The organism is Neobacillus sp. BP17 (genome assembly GCF_059579525.1).
Genome location: NZ_CM184198.1, coordinates 4,709,360 through 4,730,197, shown reverse-complemented (window position 1 = coordinate 4,730,197; position 20,838 = coordinate 4,709,360). Strand labels below are relative to the sequence as shown.

Here is a 20,838-nt window from a genome sequence, read left to right as displayed (position 1 = left end):
TTATCGAATATGTATATAAGGGAGTGAATAAAAAAGAAAATGAGGCGACGATAAGTTGAGTATAAATACAAATGCATATGTCTTGGAATTAGATGTATGGGGTGTATCCAACACAGTTACTAATTTTAATGATAAAACATTGTCTACGGACAATTCCAACGGTATAAATAATGCGTTAACATGGGCATCACAACAAGGATATACTGAATTCATGTTCCCTAAAGGAACGTACCTAATTGACGAAATTATTCCAATACAACCTAAGAATTTTATGACAATTAATTTAAACGGCTCCACATTACGAATTCGAAATAATGGACTAGCCCATTATTCTATTATTTGTTATAAACAGAATCAGGTCTTCTCAAGGGTTACAAATGGAATAATACAGGGTGACAGATATAATCATAATTATACAACTCCAGGTGAAGCATCAACTCATGAATGGGGCATGGGTGTTTTATTCCCAAATACAACAGACCCAACTAAAGGCGAGGGTACTAATACACTTTTTACCACTATTGATAATATAGAATTTTTAGACTTAACAGGTGATGGTGTATCCTTATTTTCTAGTCAAGGGATGGTATTTACTACCACAACACCAACAAAATCTTATGCTATCACATTTGAAACAGGCTCTATTAGCACTACTGATGGTAGCCTAGAAGCAGATTCAACCAAAATTCGTTCTAATATATTCCTAGACCTCACTAATACCCAAATAGTTAAATGGAAGACTTTTGGTATCTACGGAGATGTTAGTTACCAGTCTGTCGGCTCCGAGATTGATGGAACACTTCCATTTGATATTATATTCTATAATGCTAATCGTACTTTTAATTCATCGCTTACAAATATTGAATTCTTTGATGAAATCCCATTACCTGAGGGTGCAGCCAGTGCAAAAATAGTATTACATCAACCAAATGTCCCTTCAACTTCAGGAAACGGACTGACTTTAAGGTGTATGACAATACCTAAATTTACATTTATAGAGAAGTGCCACATACATCATACCCGAAGATTAGGTATCGCACTACAAGGTGCTAAATTTGTGTGGGTTAAAAATAATGATATTCACCATATAAGTGGTACAGCACCCCAAGCTGCCTTAGATGTGGAGGATAACTATGCATTAAACCAAAACCTATGGATTGAGGATAACTTCTTACATGATAGTAAATTGCAGCTAATATTTGTAAAAGGTAAAAACTTTCATGTGAGAAATAATAAAATAGAAAGAGGTATTGGAATTACTGGGTACCCTGGTGTTAAAAAGCTCTTTATAGAAGGAAACTACTTTAAAGATACAAGTGCCCAAATAAATGGTGAATGCATTATAAGTAATAATCAGCTTCATAGGTCAAATATTAGTATAAGTAATGGTACAACCGAACCAGCAATTATAGATAATAATATTTTTACTAATGCTTCATTAAATGTTGCTAGACCAAAAGCTTATTGTGTTTCAGTTTCTAATTGTAGATTTACCGTCGATTCAGATTATAATAACGCTATTTCAGGTGCTGGTTTTGGTGCTGGAACGTACCCGCAAACTATGACAAACTGTACATTTGAAGGATATCTATCATCTTCAAGCTTAATATTCGATGGGGATGTTAATGCTACTGAAGGATGGACATACAGTAATGTATTGTTCCTCAATAATAAAAAAACTAACACCAAAGGTGGAATTAAAATACCAAGCGGTACTTATATTGGATGTAGATTTAATAATACAGGAAACTTGGTAACCTATAAAAATGTAAAATTTCTAGGATGTACATTTACCTGGGATTCATATAATCTTTTTGCCTTCTCTGGTTCTAATAATGAATTAGCAAGGTATATAAATTGTACCTTTAAAGGCGGGACAAGTAGTGCCTTTTACTTCTCAGCATTGTCAAAGGGAAGATTTGAACTAATAAATAACTTTTTTGAGTATCCTTATGCTACATCTACTTCAACCGGTGTTATCGATGGATTCTGGAGCAATGTAACTGGGGGAACTCTCCTACTTGATGGTAATAGGTTTCAATCAAATTTAGCTATGAAAGCAGTTAACGCACCAAGTATAACCTCTGATGCATTCCAAATAATAGTAAAAAATAATACATTAGAGGAAAACATAACATATGTAGTTGATCAAACTCAAATGCAATATTTCTCGAACAATACCATTAATGGCATAATAGATCCATATGATTGGGCGACTGCAGTTCCTTCTATGGGTTTTTACAAATTAGGAAAACAAATTAGAAATACTAACATGTTGACTTCTGGATTTATGGGCTGGATATGTGCCAAAGAAGGGTTCCTAGATACCTACAGTAGTTGGAGCGCTTCAACCAATTATTCCTGGAATACTAGAATAACTGTAAATGGCTACGTCTATTATTGTACAAATCGACTTGGTGGCAAATCTTCTAAAATAGCGCCAACATTCCCGAAAGCACCCATGTATACGACAGTTAGCGACACGAAAGGTATGACTGGTTGGACATCAAAGAGTTATACTGCAGGGGATATTATCCTACCATCATCATCAGATGGGACATATTACTATGAATGTACTACAGCAGGAACTTCTGGTACAACGGAACCTGTTTGGGGTGGGAAGACCAATGTTACAGATGGGGCAGTAGTTTGGACAAAAAGATTAATTGTAGTGTGGAAATTATTAGGTCCATCGGGTGCAGTATTTAAACAGTATGGGCAAATTTATTAAGAGTCCGTTAATTTTTCCAACCAATAAACAGACGTTGGTTCGGAATCTCAATAAAATTAGTTGACACTTAATGAAAAATTTTAATTTATGGTACCACCTAGTTAATTGCTTAAACTTTACACTTGGATATGTAAGTTCACACGTGTTATGAAATAATGGATAAATAACATCAAAGGACGGCGACAAGATCTAAACAAGAATAATAAAGAAAGTTAAAGGAATAAATATCCTTTCAAATGTCTTTGCAAGGAAAAATTTTTCAATAAATGTTCTATCAAGCATCCTATTAAATGGGTGCTTTTTATTTAGTTAAAGAAGGCGATTAGATGAGCGAGCTGATTAAGGTCATTAACCAAGAAAAGACATACTAAGCCGGTAACAAAATCTAAAACTAACCTTAACATGATAAATGGTAAAATTAGGGATTCTTTAAAGAGTTTAGGACAAGAATTTTTGTAATAAGGTTCCAAAATAATGGGGATTAGAATGATCAAGTAAAATCATTTTCAATTTAATAAGGGATATTGGGGTGTATAAATTGGAAAGGAACTATTCCATAGATTTCTTTAAGTGCTTCGCTATATTTGGGGTAATCTTGATTCACAGTTTTCCTAGTAAGGATGAAATTGGATTAATTATAAACGTACTTTCAAGATTTGCAGTGCCTTTTTTCTTTGCAGCTGCTGGATTCTTCTTATGCCAAAGACAGATATATGCCAAAGATCCGATTAATCATTTAAAAAGATATCTTAAAAAGATTATTAAAATATATGTATACTGGATGCTGTTGTATATTTCATATGATATTCTTTTGATACTAATCTATAGTGATGACATCAAAGGAGAACTACTAAGTTATCTGGAGTATATATCAATTTCAAGATTGTTGTACTATGGTGGATCATTACGTGGATATCATCTTTGGTTTTTACCAGCTCTAATTTTCAGTATCTTGGTAGTCTTCATTGCTTATCAAATGAAGAAAATTAAATGGTTATTTCTTATAAGCTTTATTTTTAACTTAGTTGGATTGATGGGTCAGTCATATTCAAAATTTATTAATTTCCCTATTGAAACTCGAGACGCATTATTTTTTGGTTTATTTTATACAACTCTCGGATTCATAATGTCTTATTATAAGTCCTTAATAAAAGTTAAAACACTGAAAGTTAAAAGTATTTCGTTATTACTATTTTTTCTCTTTTTATTTTTACAGGTTATTGAATATTATTTCGTTAATAGTCCCAATGGAATGAATTACTATCTCTTAACGATTCCTGCCACAGTGTCGCTGTTGGTTTTCGTCATTAATAATACACAATTAGGAAAGGGCTCTATTTTAACACATATTGGAGCTAACTCAATGGGCATATATGTTATTCACATATTTGTTTTAAATGTATTTAACATCTTTATATATTATTTTGACTTGATCTTTCTTTCGGAAAATTTAATCTGGAATCTTTTTTATTCAACAGCTATCTTATTTGTTTCCTATCCTACCTACAATCTTATCCAGCAAGCTAAAAAAACGGTGATTAAAGTATTTAAGATGAAGATACATTATAAAGCTTCTGCTTAATAGGGCTATTTTACAAAATCTCGAACATTTGTACAACTAATAAGCTGGTGTACGGTAGATTTTGTCGAATGATTGTTCTTTAAAAAGAATTTAGTTTGAACTATAATTTTAAAATAGGGATATAAAATTATTTATTATTTATGTAAATACTATAAATAAAAGGTCTTTTTTAGCTTTGTGGTTCGTTATAATGAACAAGTGTATCAAGTAAGGAGGTGAAAAAATGATTAAAGAAAAAGTTTATTCCAGACCAATCGTCTTAAGCCATCAACCGATTCGATTTGAAACAGCCCAAAGCTGGAATCCCGGTAAAGGAAAACACGACCATCCAGGTACAGGAAATGGTGGAATTAATTTCCCGCCAGAAAACCCTAATGATATTCCTTGTGGTGCCGGAACCCCTGGAAATGGCAATGGAAATGGCAACGGTAATGGAAATGGTAACATCGGGGTAGGTCAGTGTAATCCAAATGTTAACCCTTAATTTCAATGGAGCGGGAAGACAACTGGAATATCTCCAGTGGCTTCCCTTCTTGATTAAATTACTTTAGGAGAACAATATGAACGAACTAAAAACAAAAATTGGCGATCATTTCATCAATATAATCTATGAATCCATAAATCTAAAGAATATGTTTGAAAAAATTTTTCACACCCACATGTGTGCTGATAATCAGCAGCCGGATCTAGTCATCACTATTAAAGAGGGCTACGGTGTTTCCTTTCAAGATTATGACGTAGAAATCACCAAAAAAAACAACCAAATCCTTTACCGCCGAGCCGATTACCTAATAGAGGTTGATACGGACTTTAGGTCTGCCATTATATCTGTTTATAATGATTTCGCCTTAAAACACTCATTAACAAATTTATATAGTGCTTTCATCGTTTATCATAATTGGGGACTGTTGATCCACTCCTCCTGTGCAATTGAAAAGGGTAAGGCCCATATTTTTGCTGGTCAGTCGGGGGCAGGTAAGTCAACAGCAGCCAAATTGTCGAATCCAAGACCTCTTCTTTCGGATGAGGCTACACTTGTCAAAATTACCTCAAATAAAGTTACTGTGTATAATTCACCATTTCGCAGTGAAATCCAAGCAGATCATTTTGAGGGAAATGTAGAATTAGCTAGTGTTCAATTACTTTACCAAGCACTACAAAATCAGAGAACAAGGTCTACTAAATCTGATGCTTTACTGCATTTAATGGATAAAGTCTTCTTTTGGCCCCATAGTGATGAAGAGACGAAAACTATAATGAGATTAATGACCGATTTAGTAAAGAACGTACCAGTTTATGAGCTTCATTTTCAAAAAAATAATACATTTTGGGAGTTAATATCATGAAGACTCAATATATTCAAAAAGGAAATTATGAAGCTACCGAACTTGATGGCGAATGGATCATCTTGAATACAGACCAATATACCATTACCAAATTAAATGACGAGGGTGGACATTGCTGGTCATTGCTTACTGAGGTTCAAACAGTTGATTCCCTAACACAATCTTTGTTAGCGAAGTTCTCAACAATAGAGAATGAGCTGCAAGTAAAAAAGGACATGGAAGAATTCCTAGCCAATCTCGTTCAGTGCGGGCTGATTGAACATGTTGATTGACAATCATACCTTATCACTGCTCAAACGGACGATCAAAAAGGACGGCTGGCTGGAATTGCCTGCCCACGGAAATAGTATGTTTCCTTTTATTCAACAAGGTAATCTGTGTAGATTTATCCCATGTTCACCCTCCCATTTAAAAAAGGGGGATGTTATCTTATTTTATTCAAACACAGGCCAATTAATAGCCCATCGAATGGTTAGCGTAAAAAATATTGATAATCAACTGGTTTTTCATTTAAAAGGTGATACGAATCTCGGCTTCGATCAACCTATACGAGAAGAGTATATTCTAGGAAAACTAGCCAGTGTTCAAAAAAAACAAATGAAGATTAAACCAGATCATTTCCTCGCCCGTGTTTGGGGTAAACTGATTCTTACCTTTCCATTATTATCGGCTATGCTTAGAAAATATTTAAATAAAAAACTCAAATTACAATTCTGGTAAAATTTGGAGTGTCCATATGATGAAGGAACGGATAGATTCTTTAATTAAACAATATTTTACCATGAAAGATATGCGCAGGGCCTTTTCCTTTGTGTTGCCCTTTATCATGAAACGTTGGAAGTCCTATCTTGTTATTCTTCTATTATTAGGGTTGGATATTTACTTAACGATCGCTTTTGCAAGGTACTATGGTCAGATTACTGATGCGGCTATTCATGGTGGGTATCAACAGATTTTATCTTTCATACCCTATGGGGGATTACTTATTATATTGAGTATTGTCTCAAGTGTTTGTTATACATACGCTAATTTGTTTGCGACGAATGGGGTGAAAATGGATATTAAAAACCATTTTTTTCACCATGTACTAAGACTGCCTGCTTCAGAAACATCCAACATTCGCTCCGGTGAATTAATGTCCCATTTTTCTAATGATATCCATGGTGTTGATGGAGTGATTGGCAGTAACCTTATCAGTCTAGTTAGGCTGCCAATAATTTATATTGTTGTATTTGTTTATTTGGTAAATATTAATTTGACACTGTGTTTAATAAGTCTTATCATCGCCCCAATCACGGCATTATCTGGTGTTGTATTCGGCTTGTTACTTCGGAAAAATGGTAGATTGATCCACCGCTTAGTAGGAAATATTAATAGCCTTCTAAATGAGACTTTTCATGGCTTTACCGTTATTCGTTCCTTTACACTTGAGAAATTGCAGTATAAAAAGTACGTCAGACAAAATAAGGAATTATTTCAATTAGAGCTTGAAAATGGCAAACTTCAAAGCTGGTATAATTCGGGCGGTCAAATTTTAAGTTCGGTTACTTTTATGATTAACCTGTCTGTCGGAGCCCTTTTTGTCTCCAAAGGAATGCTATCCGTTGGAGCATTATTAACGTTTCTAAACTTAGTCGGTCACTTATTTTATCCAATCACGGGAATGGCTAGTTTATGGGCTGGCTTTCAACGGTCTGTTGCCGCACTTGAAAGGGTGTTAAATGTTCTTGAAACACCTGCTGATCTACAAGACTTACCTTCGTTTGAGCCCAGCTTGAACCGAGTCGATTCGATTCAGTTTCATAACGTGAGCTTTGGTTATATGGAAAATAAAAATGTGTTGGAACATTTTCACTTAGAGGTTCCTCCTGGAAAAGTGGTCGCGTTAGTTGGCCCTAGTGGAGCTGGTAAGAGTACGTTGTTTAATCTTTTACAAGGTTTTTATAAGCCTCAATCAGGTGATATACAGATTGCTGGTAAATCTTTAACGGCGCTTTCCGCCTCAGCATTAAGAAGTTCGATTGCCCACGTCCCACAAGAAACTTTCTTATTTGCTGGAACCGTTCGGGATAACCTTTTGATTGCCCGTCCCAATGTGACGGAGAAAGAAATGGTAGAAGCGGCAATCAATGCTGAGATTCATGACTTCATTCTCTCGCTTCCTAACGGATACGAAACCCAAATTGGTGAAAATGGAGTTAAATTATCTGGAGGCCAAAAACAAAGAGTCGCCATTGCTCGAGCCATTTTAAAAGATTCGCCGATTTTACTATTAGATGAAGCTACTTCAGCTTTAGACGGGGAAACAGAATATTACGTCAAAGAAGCACTGGATGAATTGATGAAAGGCAGAACGACAATTATTATCGCCCATCGCTTGTCGACAATTCAAAACGCTGATGTAATCATGGTGATGAATGAGGGGAAAATCGTTCAACAGGGAACACATGAGGAGTTAATGGGACAAAAAGGTTTATATCGAAAACTCAACGAAACATCGTATAGTTCAAAAAAAGAAACACCTTTGTCTATAGTTTCAAACTAATAAATGGGAGATGAGGCCGGTGAATCTTGAGTTCGTGAGATTTTTATATGATAATAAGAAATCACTGCCTCAGGATGAGGGGCTGTATCATCAAGTTCTTCAGGATATTGAAAATGATGGTATTGCCTCTCAGGTTTATTATTTGTTAAAACAGCAAGGAAGGCTCGAGCAAACGCCTGCGTTTTTTCAATTTTGTCTTAAAGAAGAATATGATAAAGGTTTGTATCAAAACCTTTTTATTAAAAATCAAACCGATCAATTATTGAGGTTGTTTGAGGAGAAAAAGATAGATGTTATTGCGCTGAAAGGGGTTTATTTTGCTGAGAAATATTTTGGCAACATCGGGGCAAGGGCTACCTCTGATATTGATTTATTAGTCAGAATTCAGGATCTTACTATCGCCATTGAATCTGTTAAATCATTAGGTTTTACGGTTGAAGAAGAGTTCATACCTGGTCATTTTCATTGTAGTTTTAGCAAGAAATTACCTGGTTCGCCCACGCCGCTAGTGGTGGAATTACATTGGGATTTGGTGAAAAGAAGTACCTCGAGGTTTAATATAAATGATCTTTGGAAGCAGTCGGTACCCCTGAGCCAATCCGGGTATATTAAAGAACTTTCCCCACTTCATACCTTTTATATGATTTGCCTTCACGGCTGGCGCCATAATTTAGATTCAATGAAGTATTTTATGGATATTATTCAAGTCATTGACAAGGAGAGAAAGGAGATTGATTTTGACCATTTCATACAGCTCGCGGAATCTCACCAAACATTAAAGCGGAACATCAGGACCTTATCCATCGTTTATCAGCAATTTCCTCACTTAGACGAAATTAAGATGTTCCCATTTAAAGTGAATCATACCCTTAGGGGATCCCAAACTTTAAAGGGATTTAGGCAGTACTGGGATTTCCTCGATTATCAATTTTTTAGCTATGATACAGTCAAACATACATTGATTGAAATCGGAAACTGGCTTTGGCCATCAAAATATGAAGTATCTTCACAAATAGATGAGCAGTCACAAGGCAAGAAAATGTACCTCTTGTTGTATAAGAAGAGACTTACTAGTCTATTAAAGGCCGTATTGCCACATTAATAAGCCATCTACCCTAACCAGATGGCTTATGTCTTTTTCATTTTCAATTATTTATAAAAGAATACCCTCAAATTGTTTTCCCCATCAATTGTGGCTAACAAAACATTTCGAATCCCTGTTTGATGTGTTTGCATAAGGGTATCAACAAGCCACCCTTCATCCTTGTTTTTTTCTTCTAGTGTATGATGAACAATCTTGCCTTCTCTTATAACGGTCTGTGGGAGATCAAAAGGCTTCGTTGTCATCTGGAAGGTGGATGGCGTAATCGCCTCATACTGTGGATCTAAGAAAATGGAAAGTTTCCCATCCGATTCCCATAACGCTAACGCTACTTTTTTTACATCCTCAATTTTTTCTTTTCTCAACTCTGCTAATAAATAATCAATTGAAATTCTTGCTTTCTTTAACCCTTTATAAAGAATTTCTCCTTCTTTAATAAGAGGAAATGGATCGGGGTCTAGAAACTTTCCTATGCGGGTTGAATTTAAACTGATAAATAAACCACCAGTATAAAGAACCACCAATACGATGGTTGTTGTCATTGCACCCTTCATTCCAAGGTGCTCATCTGATAATGGATGGGCAATAATATTACCAACAACTAAGGCGATAACGAAATCAAGTAATCTTAATTGAGAAATCGCACGCTGTCCTATTAGTTTAGCAACAATGAGCATAAAGAAGAATCCAATTACAGCTCTTAAGATCCACTCCATGAAATTAAGAGTTTCCTGAGCTTGCAAAAAATCCATTGAAGGCAAATAGTCACTCCCTTACCAATAATCGTCCTACTTATTATTATCTCGATTTAGCATTTTTAATATAAAAAATACCGATACAATACCGAATGAGTCAATAACTAAATCGTAAAACCGTCCATCTCTACCAAAAAACAATTGCAGGAATTCTGTAAAAAACGCAAAAATAATGGATATGCCAATAGAATATTTGTGACTTCTTATTAGATTGAAGAGAAGAAAATCCATGATCGCAAAACCAACAAAATGTCCTAATTTAATTTTAATAAATTCAGGATGAATCAAAGTTAAATCATTAAAATAAAAAAAAGACAAAAAATCAGGATTTGAAACCCACTTTAATCCAAAAGAATGTAAATATATTAGTCGCTCTATACTCTCAGTCCAGGTATTTACCAACAAAAATAGGCCCCATAAAATAATCAATAGGACTTTTATGAAAAGAAATCGTTTCTGTGTCTTTCTTTTCTTATCGATTCTACAGCTACCTTGTATCGGTTGATGATCCAAAATACTTGCTCCTAACTAACTATTATTTCTTAATCTACATTTTACCATTGTTCCTTTTAAAGAACAAACGGGGATATTCACATTAAAATAATCCAATAATGTACCACTTTCGTATTATAGGTGAATGAAATTTCTCTGGGTAAAATTAACTCCTCTCCGTTTACAAAATTCTACAATTTCTTTATAATGAACAAGGGGGGTTCTTTTTTAGGAACTAATAATTAGAAAAGAAGGGGAATCATGATATATCCACTAATAAAAGAAAGAGACAAGATTCACATTGTGAAGGATTCCAATCATTGTGCATGCGGTATAGTCTTTAACAAGGATCGGATTATTAATAGGAAGACCCTTAAAAAAATTAAATTTATTGAAATAGGTCAGGTAACATGTGAGAAATGTGTTTTAAAACTTCTAAACTACGATTAATTGGTTTATATAAATTTTGTCGAAATTCTGTCGATATTTTTGGAAATATTTTCATTTAGTTTCCATCAAGACTATAGTACTATTAGTTTATTCTATAATAATTTAATACTTTAATACTATGAATGACAAAGGCAAACCTTTCGAAAGATTGGGACGCAAAGCTACAGGTCTAAGGTTTTTAACTAGGATGGCTGAGTTACCTAAAATAGTAATCATTTTAGGAGGGTTAATTTTGTCTGCATTAACCGTTGAACAAGATATTGATACAGAATGGTTAGATCTTATTAATGAAGCTAAAAAGATAGGACTCTCTATTGATGAAATTAGGGATTTCCTAAATCGCTCCCTTGGATTAAAGACTATTGAACCGGAATATAATTAATAAGAGGGGTAATTGAGTGTTTAATTTTCGCAATATTCAATTGATTTAAAAAACAGCTTAACAAATTAATGAGCAATTTGTTAAGCTGTTTTTTTAATTTTAATAATTTAAAAACTTCACACAAACCGGATACGGAACCTCGATATCAGCCTGAATCAATGCAAGTTTTCCTGTGTTTTCATCTCGTGAAAACAAGACAAGGTTACTGGACTCTTGGTTCGACGCCACAATGAATTTCTCTGTTGGGTCGAACATAAAATCTCTCGGCCAATCACCTTCAGTGGAGGTGCGATCAACAAAGCTAAGTTCTCCCGTTTCTTGGTCTACACGGAAAACAGCAATACTGTTATGGCCACGATTACCCGCGTAAACAAACTGTCCATCAGATGAAATATGAATGGCGCTGCCTTGATTATTCTCGTTGAAATCTTCAGGAAGCGTAGAAATATATTGTTTTTCTGTAAAATGACCATTTTCCGAATGATAGGATAAAACAATCACTTCCGAACTAAACTCTGTCATGATATATGCATATTTTTGGTTTGGATGGAAAACTAAATGTCTTGGTCCGCTTCCAGCTTTTAATGGGAGAAAGTGCGCTTTTGAAAGTGTCCCATCACTGTTGACTGCATAAGTAATTAAAGCATCAATACCCAATTCAACCACTGCTAGATAATTCTCATCAGGGGTGATGCCGGCATAATGGGTATGCGGTTTCTCTTGTCTTGGGTCTGGACCAGAACCTTCATGTTTTATAATCGATGCGGCTGGTTGAATCGTGCCATCTTCCTGGTTAATTAAATAAGATTCTACCGATCCTTTATGATAATTGGCACTGAATGCATAACGGTTGTTACTGTCAACACTCACATGACAAGGTGATGAGCCCTGAAGTAACTGACGATTGAGCTCGGTTAATCCGCCTTCCCTGTTTATGGAATAAGCAACTACTCCTCCATTTTCTCCTTCTTTAACCACAGAATAGAGGTATCGATTGTCCTTACTGATCGTGACATAAGTTGGATTCTCTAACTGTGCAGCTGCAACTTGAATATCTTCGATTCTTTTCTTGTCCGAATTTAGTTTAAACGTGTAGATTCCTTCGCTGCCGCCCTTGGTGTATGTTCCTATATAACCGATAAATGTTTGGTTGTTTGTCATTTTTTTGGCTCCTCGAAAAATGTAGTCTGTTTATTTTATCAGAAATTTTATTTATTACTCAAATATAGAACCCGAATTGACTGAAAATTAATTTGATATGGTATAGTTTGGGTGTTAGTTTTATCAAAAAGTGAATAGAAATGAGGGAACCCCACATGGTTTACCAAGCTGCAGAAAATCGTTATGAATCAATGAAGTATAATCGGAGTGGCCGTTCAGGGTTATTACTACCGGCCGTTTCACTTGGACTTTGGCACAACTTTGGCGGTGTGGATACATATGAAAATGGACAGGCAATGCTGAAAAGAGCGTTTGATTTAGGCATTACCCACTTTGATTTGGCCAACAATTATGGTCCGCCGCCAGGTTCGGCTGAAGAAATGTTTGGTAGAATCTTAAAAACAGACTTTGCTCCATACCGTGATGAAATGATCATATCTTCAAAAGCGGGCTATACGATGTGGCCGGGTCCATACGGGGATTGGGGCTCAAGAAAATACTTGATATCTAGTCTAGATCAAAGTCTAAAACGAATGGGACTTGATTATGTTGATATTTTTTATTCCCACCGTCCAGATCCCAATACACCACTTGAGGAAACCATAGGGGCATTAGATTCTATTGTTCGTCAAGGCAAGGCGTTATATGTTGGAATCTCTAATTATAGTGCTGAACAAGCGTCAGAAGCTATCAAAATCTTAAATCAGTTAGGAACACCTTTGTTAATCCATCAGCCAAAGTATTCGATGTTTAACCGCTGGATAGAGGATGGCTTACAGGATGTGCTTCAGGAAAACGGGGTAGGTTCAATCGCTTTTAGTCCGTTAGCGCAAGGTTTATTAACAAATAAATACCTAAAAGGGATTCCAGCCGATTCTCGTGCAGCAAGCTCTACAGGGTTCTTACGTGAGGAGCATGTAACTTCAGAAGTATTGAATCGTGTTCAAAAATTAAACGAAATTGCAACAGAGCGGGGTCAGAGTCTTTCACAAATGGCGCTTGCTTGGGTTTTACGCGGAGAAAAAGTTACTTCTGTCTTAATAGGTGCAAGCAGAGTGAGTCAAATTGAGGAAAACGTTGCTGCATTAAATAACCTTGATTTTTCAGAGGAAGAATTAATAAGAATAGAGGATATTCTAACTAACTAAGAAGATGGATGGGCTATTGCTCATCCTTTTTTTAGGTGATAAAACTCACTTGCTTAGTTTATTGAATACACAAACTAATGTTAAGATGCTATAATAATTCCAATCGTAAATAATATTTATGAAAGCGGTGTCTTTACGATTACTAGAGGCAGTTAAAACTGAAAAGAAAAGTAATCTAACTAAGATTATCAATCAATCAATCAATCAGGAGGAAAATCTACATGAAGAATATGTTTATGATTGGAAATGCACACCTTGACCCGGTTTGGCTTTGGCGCTGGCAGGAAGGCTTTCAAGAAGTGAAAGCAACTTTTCGGTCTGCATTAGATCGTTTAAAAGAATATGAGAATTTTATATTCACGTCCAGTTCTGCGGCTTATTATGAATGGATTGAAAAGAACGATTCGAAGATGTTTGAGGAAATCAAGGAAAGAATACAAGAAGGCAGATGGGTTATTTGTGGGGGGTGGTGGATTCAGCCCGATTGCAATATTCCAAGTGGCGAATCATTTGTCCGCCAAGGATTGATTGGTCAAAATTATTTTAAAGAAAAGTTCGGCGTGACAGCAAAGGTTGGCTACAATGTTGACAGCTTTGGTCATAATGGAATGCTGCCGCAAATATTAAAGAAATCCGGGATGGATTCCTATGTATTTATGAGACCCGGCCCTGAGGAAAAAGGACTTCCAAGCCGTTTGTTTTTGTGGGAATCTAAGGACGGTTCCCGAGTAAAAGCCTTTCGGATTCCTTTTGAATATTGTACCTTTGACCATCTTGAAAACCACATTATGCATTGTAAGAACGAGCTTAAACATTCGTTTAATCAATTAATGTGTTTTTATGGTGTAGGCAATCATGGGGGGGGACCAACCAAAGAAAACATAGAAATTATTGAAAAATTAAATGGAACGATGGATGATACCAATCTTATCTTTAGTTCACCCAATGACTTTTTCGAACATGTGGAAAGCCTTAAGGACACACTGCCTGTTGTTCATGATGATCTGCTCCACCATGCCGTTGGTTGTTATTCAGTTCATTCGGAAGTGAAGAAGCTAAACCGTTATTCTGAAAATCTCACATTAATGGCAGAAAAATTCTCTTCGATTGCGAATTGGACAACGGGGCAAGTCTACCCTCCAGACATAAACCAGGCATGGAAAGGGATTTTATTTAATCAGTTTCATGATATTTTAGCGGGAACAAGCATTGAATCTGCTTATGATGATGCAAGAGATTTGTATGGGGAGTCCATCAGTATCTCCTCAAGAAATATGAATTACGCTCTACAATCCTTAAGTTGGAATATTAATATTGAAGAAGAAAAAGGAATGAAGCCAATGGTTATCTTCAATCCGCATTCTTGGCCAGTAAGGGTGAATGTTGAAATTGAAGATGGGTTATTTGTTAACTATCTGCTCCCAGAAGAGTTCATTATCGAAGATGTAAACGGGAATGAAATACCATACCAAATCGTTGATCCAATCGCAAAGATTCCAAATCGAAAAAGAGTTGTATTCTTGGCAGAACTGCCTCCATTAGGATATAGCACATATAAACTTCGTGCACTTAAGCCAGCTAAAGAGTTTGAAACTGTAAAAGTTAGCGATAATGAAATGGAAAACGATCGTTTCAGGCTGGTTATTGATCAAGAATCTGGCGGGATTCGCAGCTTATTTGACAAAGTTAAGCAAATTGAAGTATTTAAGAATGACGCAGCTATTCCCGTTGTCTTAAATGACACTTTTGATACATGGGGACATGGGACGTTACGCTTTGATGAAATATCAGGTGTATTCAAGCCGGTAAGAATTAAGAAGCTTGAAGAAGGACCAGTAAGAGGGGTTATCCGGGTAACATCAAAGTTCCAATCTTCAACAATTGTTCAAGATTTTATTATGTATAAGCAATCCAATAAGATAGAAGTCAAAGTGAAAGTAAACTGGCAAGAAAGCTATCAAACTTTAAAAATCAAGTTTCCTGTAAGCTTTAATCAGCGGAATACTACCTATGAAATTCCTTTTGGGCATACTAGTCGTGAGTCGGATGGGAACGAAAAACCAATGCAAAACTGGGTTGATGTAACAGGTACAATTAGTAAACAAAGGGAAGAGATTTACGGTCTAAGTATTCTTAATGATGGAAAATATGGAGTCGATGTCAAAGGGAATACAATTAACTTAACGGTTCTAAGAAGCACAATCTATGCGCACCATGCTCCGTTTATCCCTGATTTGGACGAGGATTACCCGATTATTGATCAAGGGATTCAAACGTTTACTTATCAATTGTTACCACATGAAAACAGCTGGGAAGAGGCTGAAACGGTAAAGCATGCACTAGAATTAAATCAAAAGCCACAACTGATTGTTGAAACGTATCATAAGGGTTCACTAGCGCAAGAAGATTCATTTATTTCGATAGATCAACCAAATATTATTCTTTCTGCATTAAAGAAAGCGGAGAATCATGATGACTTGATTATTCGTTTAGTTGAAACGAATAACGCAGAAACGGTCGCAAAAGTCGAATTGAAAAATTGGGGAAGAGCTATGGAACTGCATTTTGGACCAATGGAAATCAAAACATTATGCATTCCGAAAAATCCTGAAGAGCCTATTTATGAAACCAATCTAATTGAAAATCTCAATCAGGCACTGGTTACCTTATGAAGCGCAGCGAAATAATTCACCGTTTACATGATTGCTGCGTCACAGGAAGTGGAATAATTAATTTTTGAAAAAAATCATTTAGTAATAAGAACATGGATTTATCCATCTATAATAAATTGACTGGGGGAAGCAGTTTGATGGATGCTAGAATAGTTGAAAAGGGCAGAGAAAAGGCAGAAAAAATTTTGTTGCAAAACGGGGGAGAACTTGGTTTACTGGGATCAAGTACTGCTTACCAGCAAGTTTGGGCAAGAGACAGTATGATTTGTGGACTGGGTCTTTTAGCCTGTAGCAGTGAGGAGGGGCCAACGATTCATCGCAGGTCATTGGAGACATTAGGACAGTTTCAAAGTGAACTGGGAAAGATTCCTCATAATGTTGGTTTTCCCAATGTATTAGATCCCGCATTAATCGCACATGGTGGAAAACTTGGTGATGAAGGTGAAAGTGGACAAGCAGTGGAAGATTCTATCCACGCGGGTTGTGTAGACGGGAATATTTGGTATATTATTGGTCATTATGCGTATTACCAGGAAATGAACGATCAAGAATTTTTACGAAAATGGTGGGGGAATTTAGAAAAAGCACTGCTTTGGCTTCGATATCAAGATTCGAATGAGTGTGGGTTATTAGAGGTTCATGAGGCAATGGACTGGGCTGATTTGTTTGCCAACCGCTATAATGTTCTTTTCGATAATGTTTTATATGCAGCGGCCTGGAAGTGTATGGGACATATGGCTGATGCGTTAAACATCCCTTCAAGATATTATTATGAAAATGCTGCTGATGTTAAGAAAAAGATTAATATTCTTCTGTGGATTACTCCGGATAATCAGGAAAAGATGGACTGGGTAAAAGCTGAGAGAAAAGAATGGATTTATCCAATTAAGCGGGTCGAAACGGAATTGGTAGAAAGACCTTTTTATTTACCGTATATGGGGTTCCGCGATTATGCGGACCGATTTGATACACTTGCCAACCTGCTGGCAATCGTCTTTGGAATTGCGGATGAAACACAAGCAAATAAAATATTGGATTATATTCATGGCTGCGGCATCAATGAGCCTTATCCAGTTCAGGCCTTGTATCCTGCCATTCGCGAGGGGGAAAAGGATTGGCGGGATTATTATCGCGTTCGGAATCTTAATTTGCCTCATCATTATCATAATGGAGGTGCATGGCCGTTTATTGGGGGATTCTATGTTACCGCGTTAATTCAGGCCAAAAGGTTTGATGAAGCAAACTATCAATTAGAGAAATTAGTAAGCATGAATAAAGCAGGTAAGAAAAATGAGTGGGAATTTAACGAATGGTTCCATGGCCAATCAGGAAGACCGATGGGATATGCAGGTCAATCATGGTCGGCAGCCATGTATCTGTTTGCTGAGAATGCTGTTAGAAATCAGAAGGTAAATATTTTTAATAGTGATCACCAATGGGTATCTTATTAAATTTTCTTATATTTTAAAGGATGATTATGAATGAATACTAAGGGCATAAAAGGTTTTATCTATCGGATTACGGAACTCGTGATGCAATTTGCCTATCTGCAATTGTTGTGGATTTTGTTCACAATAGTCGGGTTAGGGATTTTTGGTATCTTTCCTTCAACAGCAGCCATGTTTTCTGTGGTTAGAAAATGGGTAATGGGAGCTGAGGATGCACCTGTTTTTAAAACATTTAGGCAGACGTATAAAACCGAATTTGTAAAGGTAAATGGACTTGGATTAATTTTCGTTGCGATGGGATGGTTCTTATATGTTGACTTCCACTTCTTTACCATGGGAGACTCGGTTGGCAGCTCACTATTGAAAATAGTAACGATCTTTATCTCATATTTTTTTATCACTACTGCCATTTATTTTTTCCCTATTTTTGTTCATTTTCACTATCGTTTTTTTGACTACTTAAAATATAGCTTTTTATATAGTGTTGCTTCTCCACTAAGGACAGCGGGTATTTTTATTATTTCTTGTGTAATCTATTACTTGCTATTGAAAGTACCTTCACTTTTTCTCATCTTTAGTGGAAGTGTTATTAGTTATATTTGGATGTGGTATGTTTACTTAACGATTACTAGAACACAGGCGGCCAAAAAAGGATGAGTTTTTGGAGTTAACTTGCTTTCTATCATAATAAAAAAGAATTGTTTGACAATAATAGTGATAGGCATTAAAATTAAATTAATTAATAAATTCCTTACCCTAAAATGGGAACGTTCCCATTTTAGGGTATCAAGTTACTAGTAACAAGCCTTTTACTAGCCATGATCTAACTATCATATTTTTTTTACGTGCAATGTAAACGGTTCCTGTTTTTATATTATTAGTAATAGTCAGTTAACTTAGTTTCTCAAAGAACAACATTTGGTTTGGTCTTTTGTGGGAACGTTCCTACATAATAATGAGACAATACTTGTAGAAAGGAGGCTAATATAGTGAATCCAACAATTATAGATGTTGCTAAACTAGCTAATACATCGAAGAGTACGGTATCCCGTTATCTAAATGGTCTGCCAATAAAAAAAGAAACAGAAGAAGCGTTAAAAAAAGCGATTAAGGAATTAAACTACCACCGCAATGAAAATGCCAGAAGATTGGTTGTCAATAAGACACAAACAATAGGAATTGTGGTTGATAGTATTGCCAATATGTTTTATTCTTCCATCTTTAAGGGAATCGAAGAAGTTGCAAAGGAAAATGGTTTTAATTGTGTGTTCTACAGTATGACCTCCAATAAATACACAGAGTCTTACTTTCAAAATTTAGTTCTTGAGGGGCACGTAGATGGGATCATCTTAATTAGCTTTGTGAAAAGAGATGTTAAAGATCTATTGGAAATAGCTAACGCAGGGATTCCTGTTGTTGTTTTTGGTGATACGGCCGGAGTGGAGGATTTGGTTTCGGTGGATGTTGATAATTACTATGGTATTTCAGAACTTGTGCGTTATCTCCATCGGATTGGCCATCAAAAGATAGCTTATATTTCAGGGCCAAAAGACGCAGCTGCAACAGAGTGCCGCTTAGCCGGATACCTCGAAACGATGGAACAATTAGGATTAACTGTTATTCCAGAGTGGGTGGTTCCTACAGATTGGTCAAATGAGGACGGATATAATGCTATGAATCATTTATTAACAATAGGTGATTTTACAGCGGTTTTAGCTTCAAATGATGAAACGGCCATTGGGGCCTTAAGGGCAGTACAGGAACGGGGCTATAATGTTCCGACAGATCTATCAATTACGGGATTTGACGATATTACACTAGCAAGCTGGACTTTTCCGCCATTAACAACTGTAAAACAGCCGTTCTTAGAAATGGGGAAAAAAGCAGCGTCTGAATTATTTAAGCGCATGGGAAATTCTAAGGAATACATCTCAGAACGTCATTTGTTAAAACCAGAACTGATTATCCGTGATTCATGCAGGAAAATATCAGATCCAGTTATGAAATAAAAGTTACTGATAAGGCAGTCCATCAATTTAGTATAAAACTAGATTGATAGATTGGTACATATGGACCAACATTGGAGGCACAAAAAAGTTTAAAGGCTGTGAAAAAATGAGGAAATCATCTATAAACAAATCCAAATATGGTTTTTATTTTGTAGTTCCGTTTTTCGTTTCATTTTTTGTTTTTGGATTAGCACCAATCCTTTACTCTCTTTATCTGAGTTTTACGAAGTGGGATGGTTTCTCCGATCCTGTATTCGTTGGATTGGCGAATTATTCACGCTTAATCCATGATACTTTCTTTTATAAGGCAATTGGGAATACGTTAATCATTTGGATACTATCAATTATTCCGCAATTGATTCTAGCCTTAGCCTTAGCAATGATTCTTAATGAGAAATTCATTAAAGGAAAGCATTTCTTTCGAGCGGTTTACTATTTTCCAAATATCATCACACCGGTAACACTCGGAGTGTTGTTTAGTTTAATGTTCGATTGGCAAACAGGGAGTGTAAATAAACTTTTAATGAGTATTGGACTCATTGATGACCCGGTAAACTGGTTTAATAGTCCCTGGCTATCCAGAATTATTGTCGCGGGAGTTATTATGTGGCAGTACTTTGGCTTCAACATGTTAGTTTTTATCGCAGGTCTTCAATCGATACCAGAGGAATTATATGAAGCCGCTGAGGTAGATGGAGCATCAAAATTTACCATCGCTACAAAGATTACACTGCCTTTACTAAAACCGGTCCTGTTATTTACATTTATCACCTCCATTATCGGTGGTTTGCAATTGTTTGACGCGCCATTAATGCTCGGAAATGGTCCAGATAACTCTACACTGACAATGGTTATGTACTTATATCAAACAGCGTTCAAAAACTTCGATTATAGTTATGGAGCAGCCATCGCATACGCCATTTTTGTTATCATCTTAATCTTCTCATTGATTTCGATTAAGTTTTCAAAAATGAACAAAGTTGAACAGTAAAATAAGTAAAGTAGAAGAACAACA

Annotated in this window: 18 protein-coding genes and 1 riboswitch; of the genes, 15 read left to right on the top strand and 3 right to left on the bottom strand. The window is 35.9% G+C overall.

The annotated features are described in order from the left end of the window. Positions 1-55 precede the first annotated feature (55 nt). The 8 genes from AC4QJR_RS23110 to AC4QJR_RS23075 all read left to right on the top strand — a co-directional run bounded on the left by AC4QJR_RS23110 (position 56) and on the right by AC4QJR_RS23075 (position 9,306). Positions 56-2,731 carry a right-handed parallel beta-helix repeat-containing protein gene (locus tag AC4QJR_RS23110; RefSeq protein WP_496524309.1) on the top strand — a complete coding sequence of 892 codons (2,676 nt, stop codon included), beginning with the start codon at positions 56-58 and terminating at the stop codon, positions 2,729-2,731. Between the two features lie 529 nt (positions 2,732-3,260). Then, positions 3,261-4,313 carry an acyltransferase family protein gene (locus AC4QJR_RS23105; protein WP_496524308.1) on the top strand — a complete coding sequence of 351 codons (1,053 nt, stop codon included), beginning with the start codon at positions 3,261-3,263 and terminating at the stop codon, positions 4,311-4,313. Positions 4,314-4,536: 223 nt separating this feature from the next. After that, positions 4,537-4,797 carry a hypothetical protein gene (locus AC4QJR_RS23100; protein ID WP_496524307.1) on the top strand — a complete coding sequence of 87 codons (261 nt, stop codon included), beginning with the start codon at positions 4,537-4,539 and terminating at the stop codon, positions 4,795-4,797. Between the two features lie 76 nt (positions 4,798-4,873). Further along, complete coding sequence (locus tag AC4QJR_RS23095) at positions 4,874-5,659, top strand: hypothetical protein (protein ID WP_496524306.1); 786 nt, start codon at positions 4,874-4,876, stop codon at positions 5,657-5,659. After that, positions 5,656-5,931, top strand: a complete 276-nt coding sequence (locus tag AC4QJR_RS23090; RefSeq protein WP_496524305.1) for a PqqD family protein — start codon at positions 5,656-5,658, stop codon at positions 5,929-5,931. Before AC4QJR_RS23095 ends, AC4QJR_RS23090 begins: the two co-directional genes overlap by 4 nt. Then, positions 5,921-6,379, top strand: a complete 459-nt coding sequence (locus tag AC4QJR_RS23085) for a signal peptidase I (protein ID WP_496524304.1) — start codon at positions 5,921-5,923, stop codon at positions 6,377-6,379. Before AC4QJR_RS23090 ends, AC4QJR_RS23085 begins: the two co-directional genes overlap by 11 nt. A gap of 16 nt (positions 6,380-6,395) precedes the next feature. Continuing rightward, positions 6,396-8,204, top strand: a complete 1,809-nt coding sequence (locus AC4QJR_RS23080) for an ABC transporter ATP-binding protein (protein WP_496524303.1) — start codon at positions 6,396-6,398, stop codon at positions 8,202-8,204. Positions 8,205-8,223: 19 nt separating this feature from the next. Next, positions 8,224-9,306, top strand: coding sequence for a nucleotidyltransferase domain-containing protein (locus tag AC4QJR_RS23075; RefSeq protein WP_496524302.1), 1,083 nt, complete (start codon positions 8,224-8,226; stop codon positions 9,304-9,306). Positions 9,307-9,353: 47 nt separating this feature from the next. Here the strand turns inward: AC4QJR_RS23075 and AC4QJR_RS23070 are convergent, their stop codons facing one another. Together AC4QJR_RS23070 and AC4QJR_RS23065 are read right to left on the bottom strand one after the other, a co-directional pair. Next, a complete protein-coding gene (locus tag AC4QJR_RS23070; protein ID WP_496526728.1) occupies positions 9,354-10,058 on the bottom strand; it encodes a DUF421 domain-containing protein in 705 nt (234 codons plus the stop codon). Positions 10,059-10,094: 36 nt separating this feature from the next. Beyond that, positions 10,095-10,574, bottom strand: a complete 480-nt coding sequence (locus tag AC4QJR_RS23065) for a VanZ family protein (protein WP_496524301.1) — start codon at positions 10,572-10,574, stop codon at positions 10,095-10,097. A gap of 549 nt (positions 10,575-11,123) precedes the next feature. Next, a riboswitch (cyclic di-GMP riboswitch) is annotated at positions 11,124-11,207 on the top strand. Positions 11,208-11,235: 28 nt separating this feature from the next. Between AC4QJR_RS23065 and AC4QJR_RS23060 the strand changes: the two genes are divergently transcribed. After that, positions 11,236-11,385 (top strand): anti-repressor SinI family protein, encoded by a 150-nt coding sequence (locus AC4QJR_RS23060; protein WP_251457759.1) that lies wholly within the window; start codon positions 11,236-11,238, stop codon positions 11,383-11,385. 99 nt (positions 11,386-11,484) lie between these two features. Here AC4QJR_RS23060 and AC4QJR_RS23055 read toward each other — a convergent pair whose 3' ends face one another. Then, on the bottom strand, positions 11,485-12,546 hold the full coding sequence (locus AC4QJR_RS23055) for a lactonase family protein (RefSeq protein WP_496524300.1): 1,062 nt from the start codon (positions 12,544-12,546) through the stop codon (positions 11,485-11,487). Positions 12,547-12,701: 155 nt separating this feature from the next. Here AC4QJR_RS23055 and mgrA point away from each other — a divergent pair, with 155 nt between their 5' ends. The 6 genes from mgrA to AC4QJR_RS23025 all read left to right on the top strand — a co-directional run bounded on the left by mgrA (position 12,702) and on the right by AC4QJR_RS23025 (position 20,814). Then, a complete protein-coding gene (gene mgrA / locus AC4QJR_RS23050) occupies positions 12,702-13,694 on the top strand; it encodes an L-glyceraldehyde 3-phosphate reductase (RefSeq protein WP_496524299.1) in 993 nt (330 codons plus the stop codon). A 221-nt stretch (positions 13,695-13,915) separates the two neighbouring features. After that, on the top strand, positions 13,916-16,366 hold the full coding sequence (locus AC4QJR_RS23045; protein ID WP_496524298.1) for an alpha-mannosidase: 2,451 nt from the start codon (positions 13,916-13,918) through the stop codon (positions 16,364-16,366). 137 nt (positions 16,367-16,503) lie between these two features. After that, positions 16,504-17,817, top strand: a complete 1,314-nt coding sequence (locus AC4QJR_RS23040) for an amylo-alpha-1,6-glucosidase (RefSeq protein ID WP_496524297.1) — start codon at positions 16,504-16,506, stop codon at positions 17,815-17,817. Positions 17,818-17,847: 30 nt separating this feature from the next. Continuing rightward, positions 17,848-18,471 carry a YesL family protein gene (locus AC4QJR_RS23035; RefSeq protein WP_496524296.1) on the top strand — a complete coding sequence of 208 codons (624 nt, stop codon included), beginning with the start codon at positions 17,848-17,850 and terminating at the stop codon, positions 18,469-18,471. Between the two features lie 332 nt (positions 18,472-18,803). After that, a complete protein-coding gene (locus AC4QJR_RS23030) occupies positions 18,804-19,823 on the top strand; it encodes a LacI family DNA-binding transcriptional regulator (protein ID WP_496524295.1) in 1,020 nt (339 codons plus the stop codon). 106 nt (positions 19,824-19,929) lie between these two features. Beyond that, positions 19,930-20,814 (top strand): carbohydrate ABC transporter permease, encoded by an 885-nt coding sequence (locus AC4QJR_RS23025; protein WP_375376546.1) that lies wholly within the window; start codon positions 19,930-19,932, stop codon positions 20,812-20,814. Positions 20,815-20,838 lie beyond the last annotated feature (24 nt).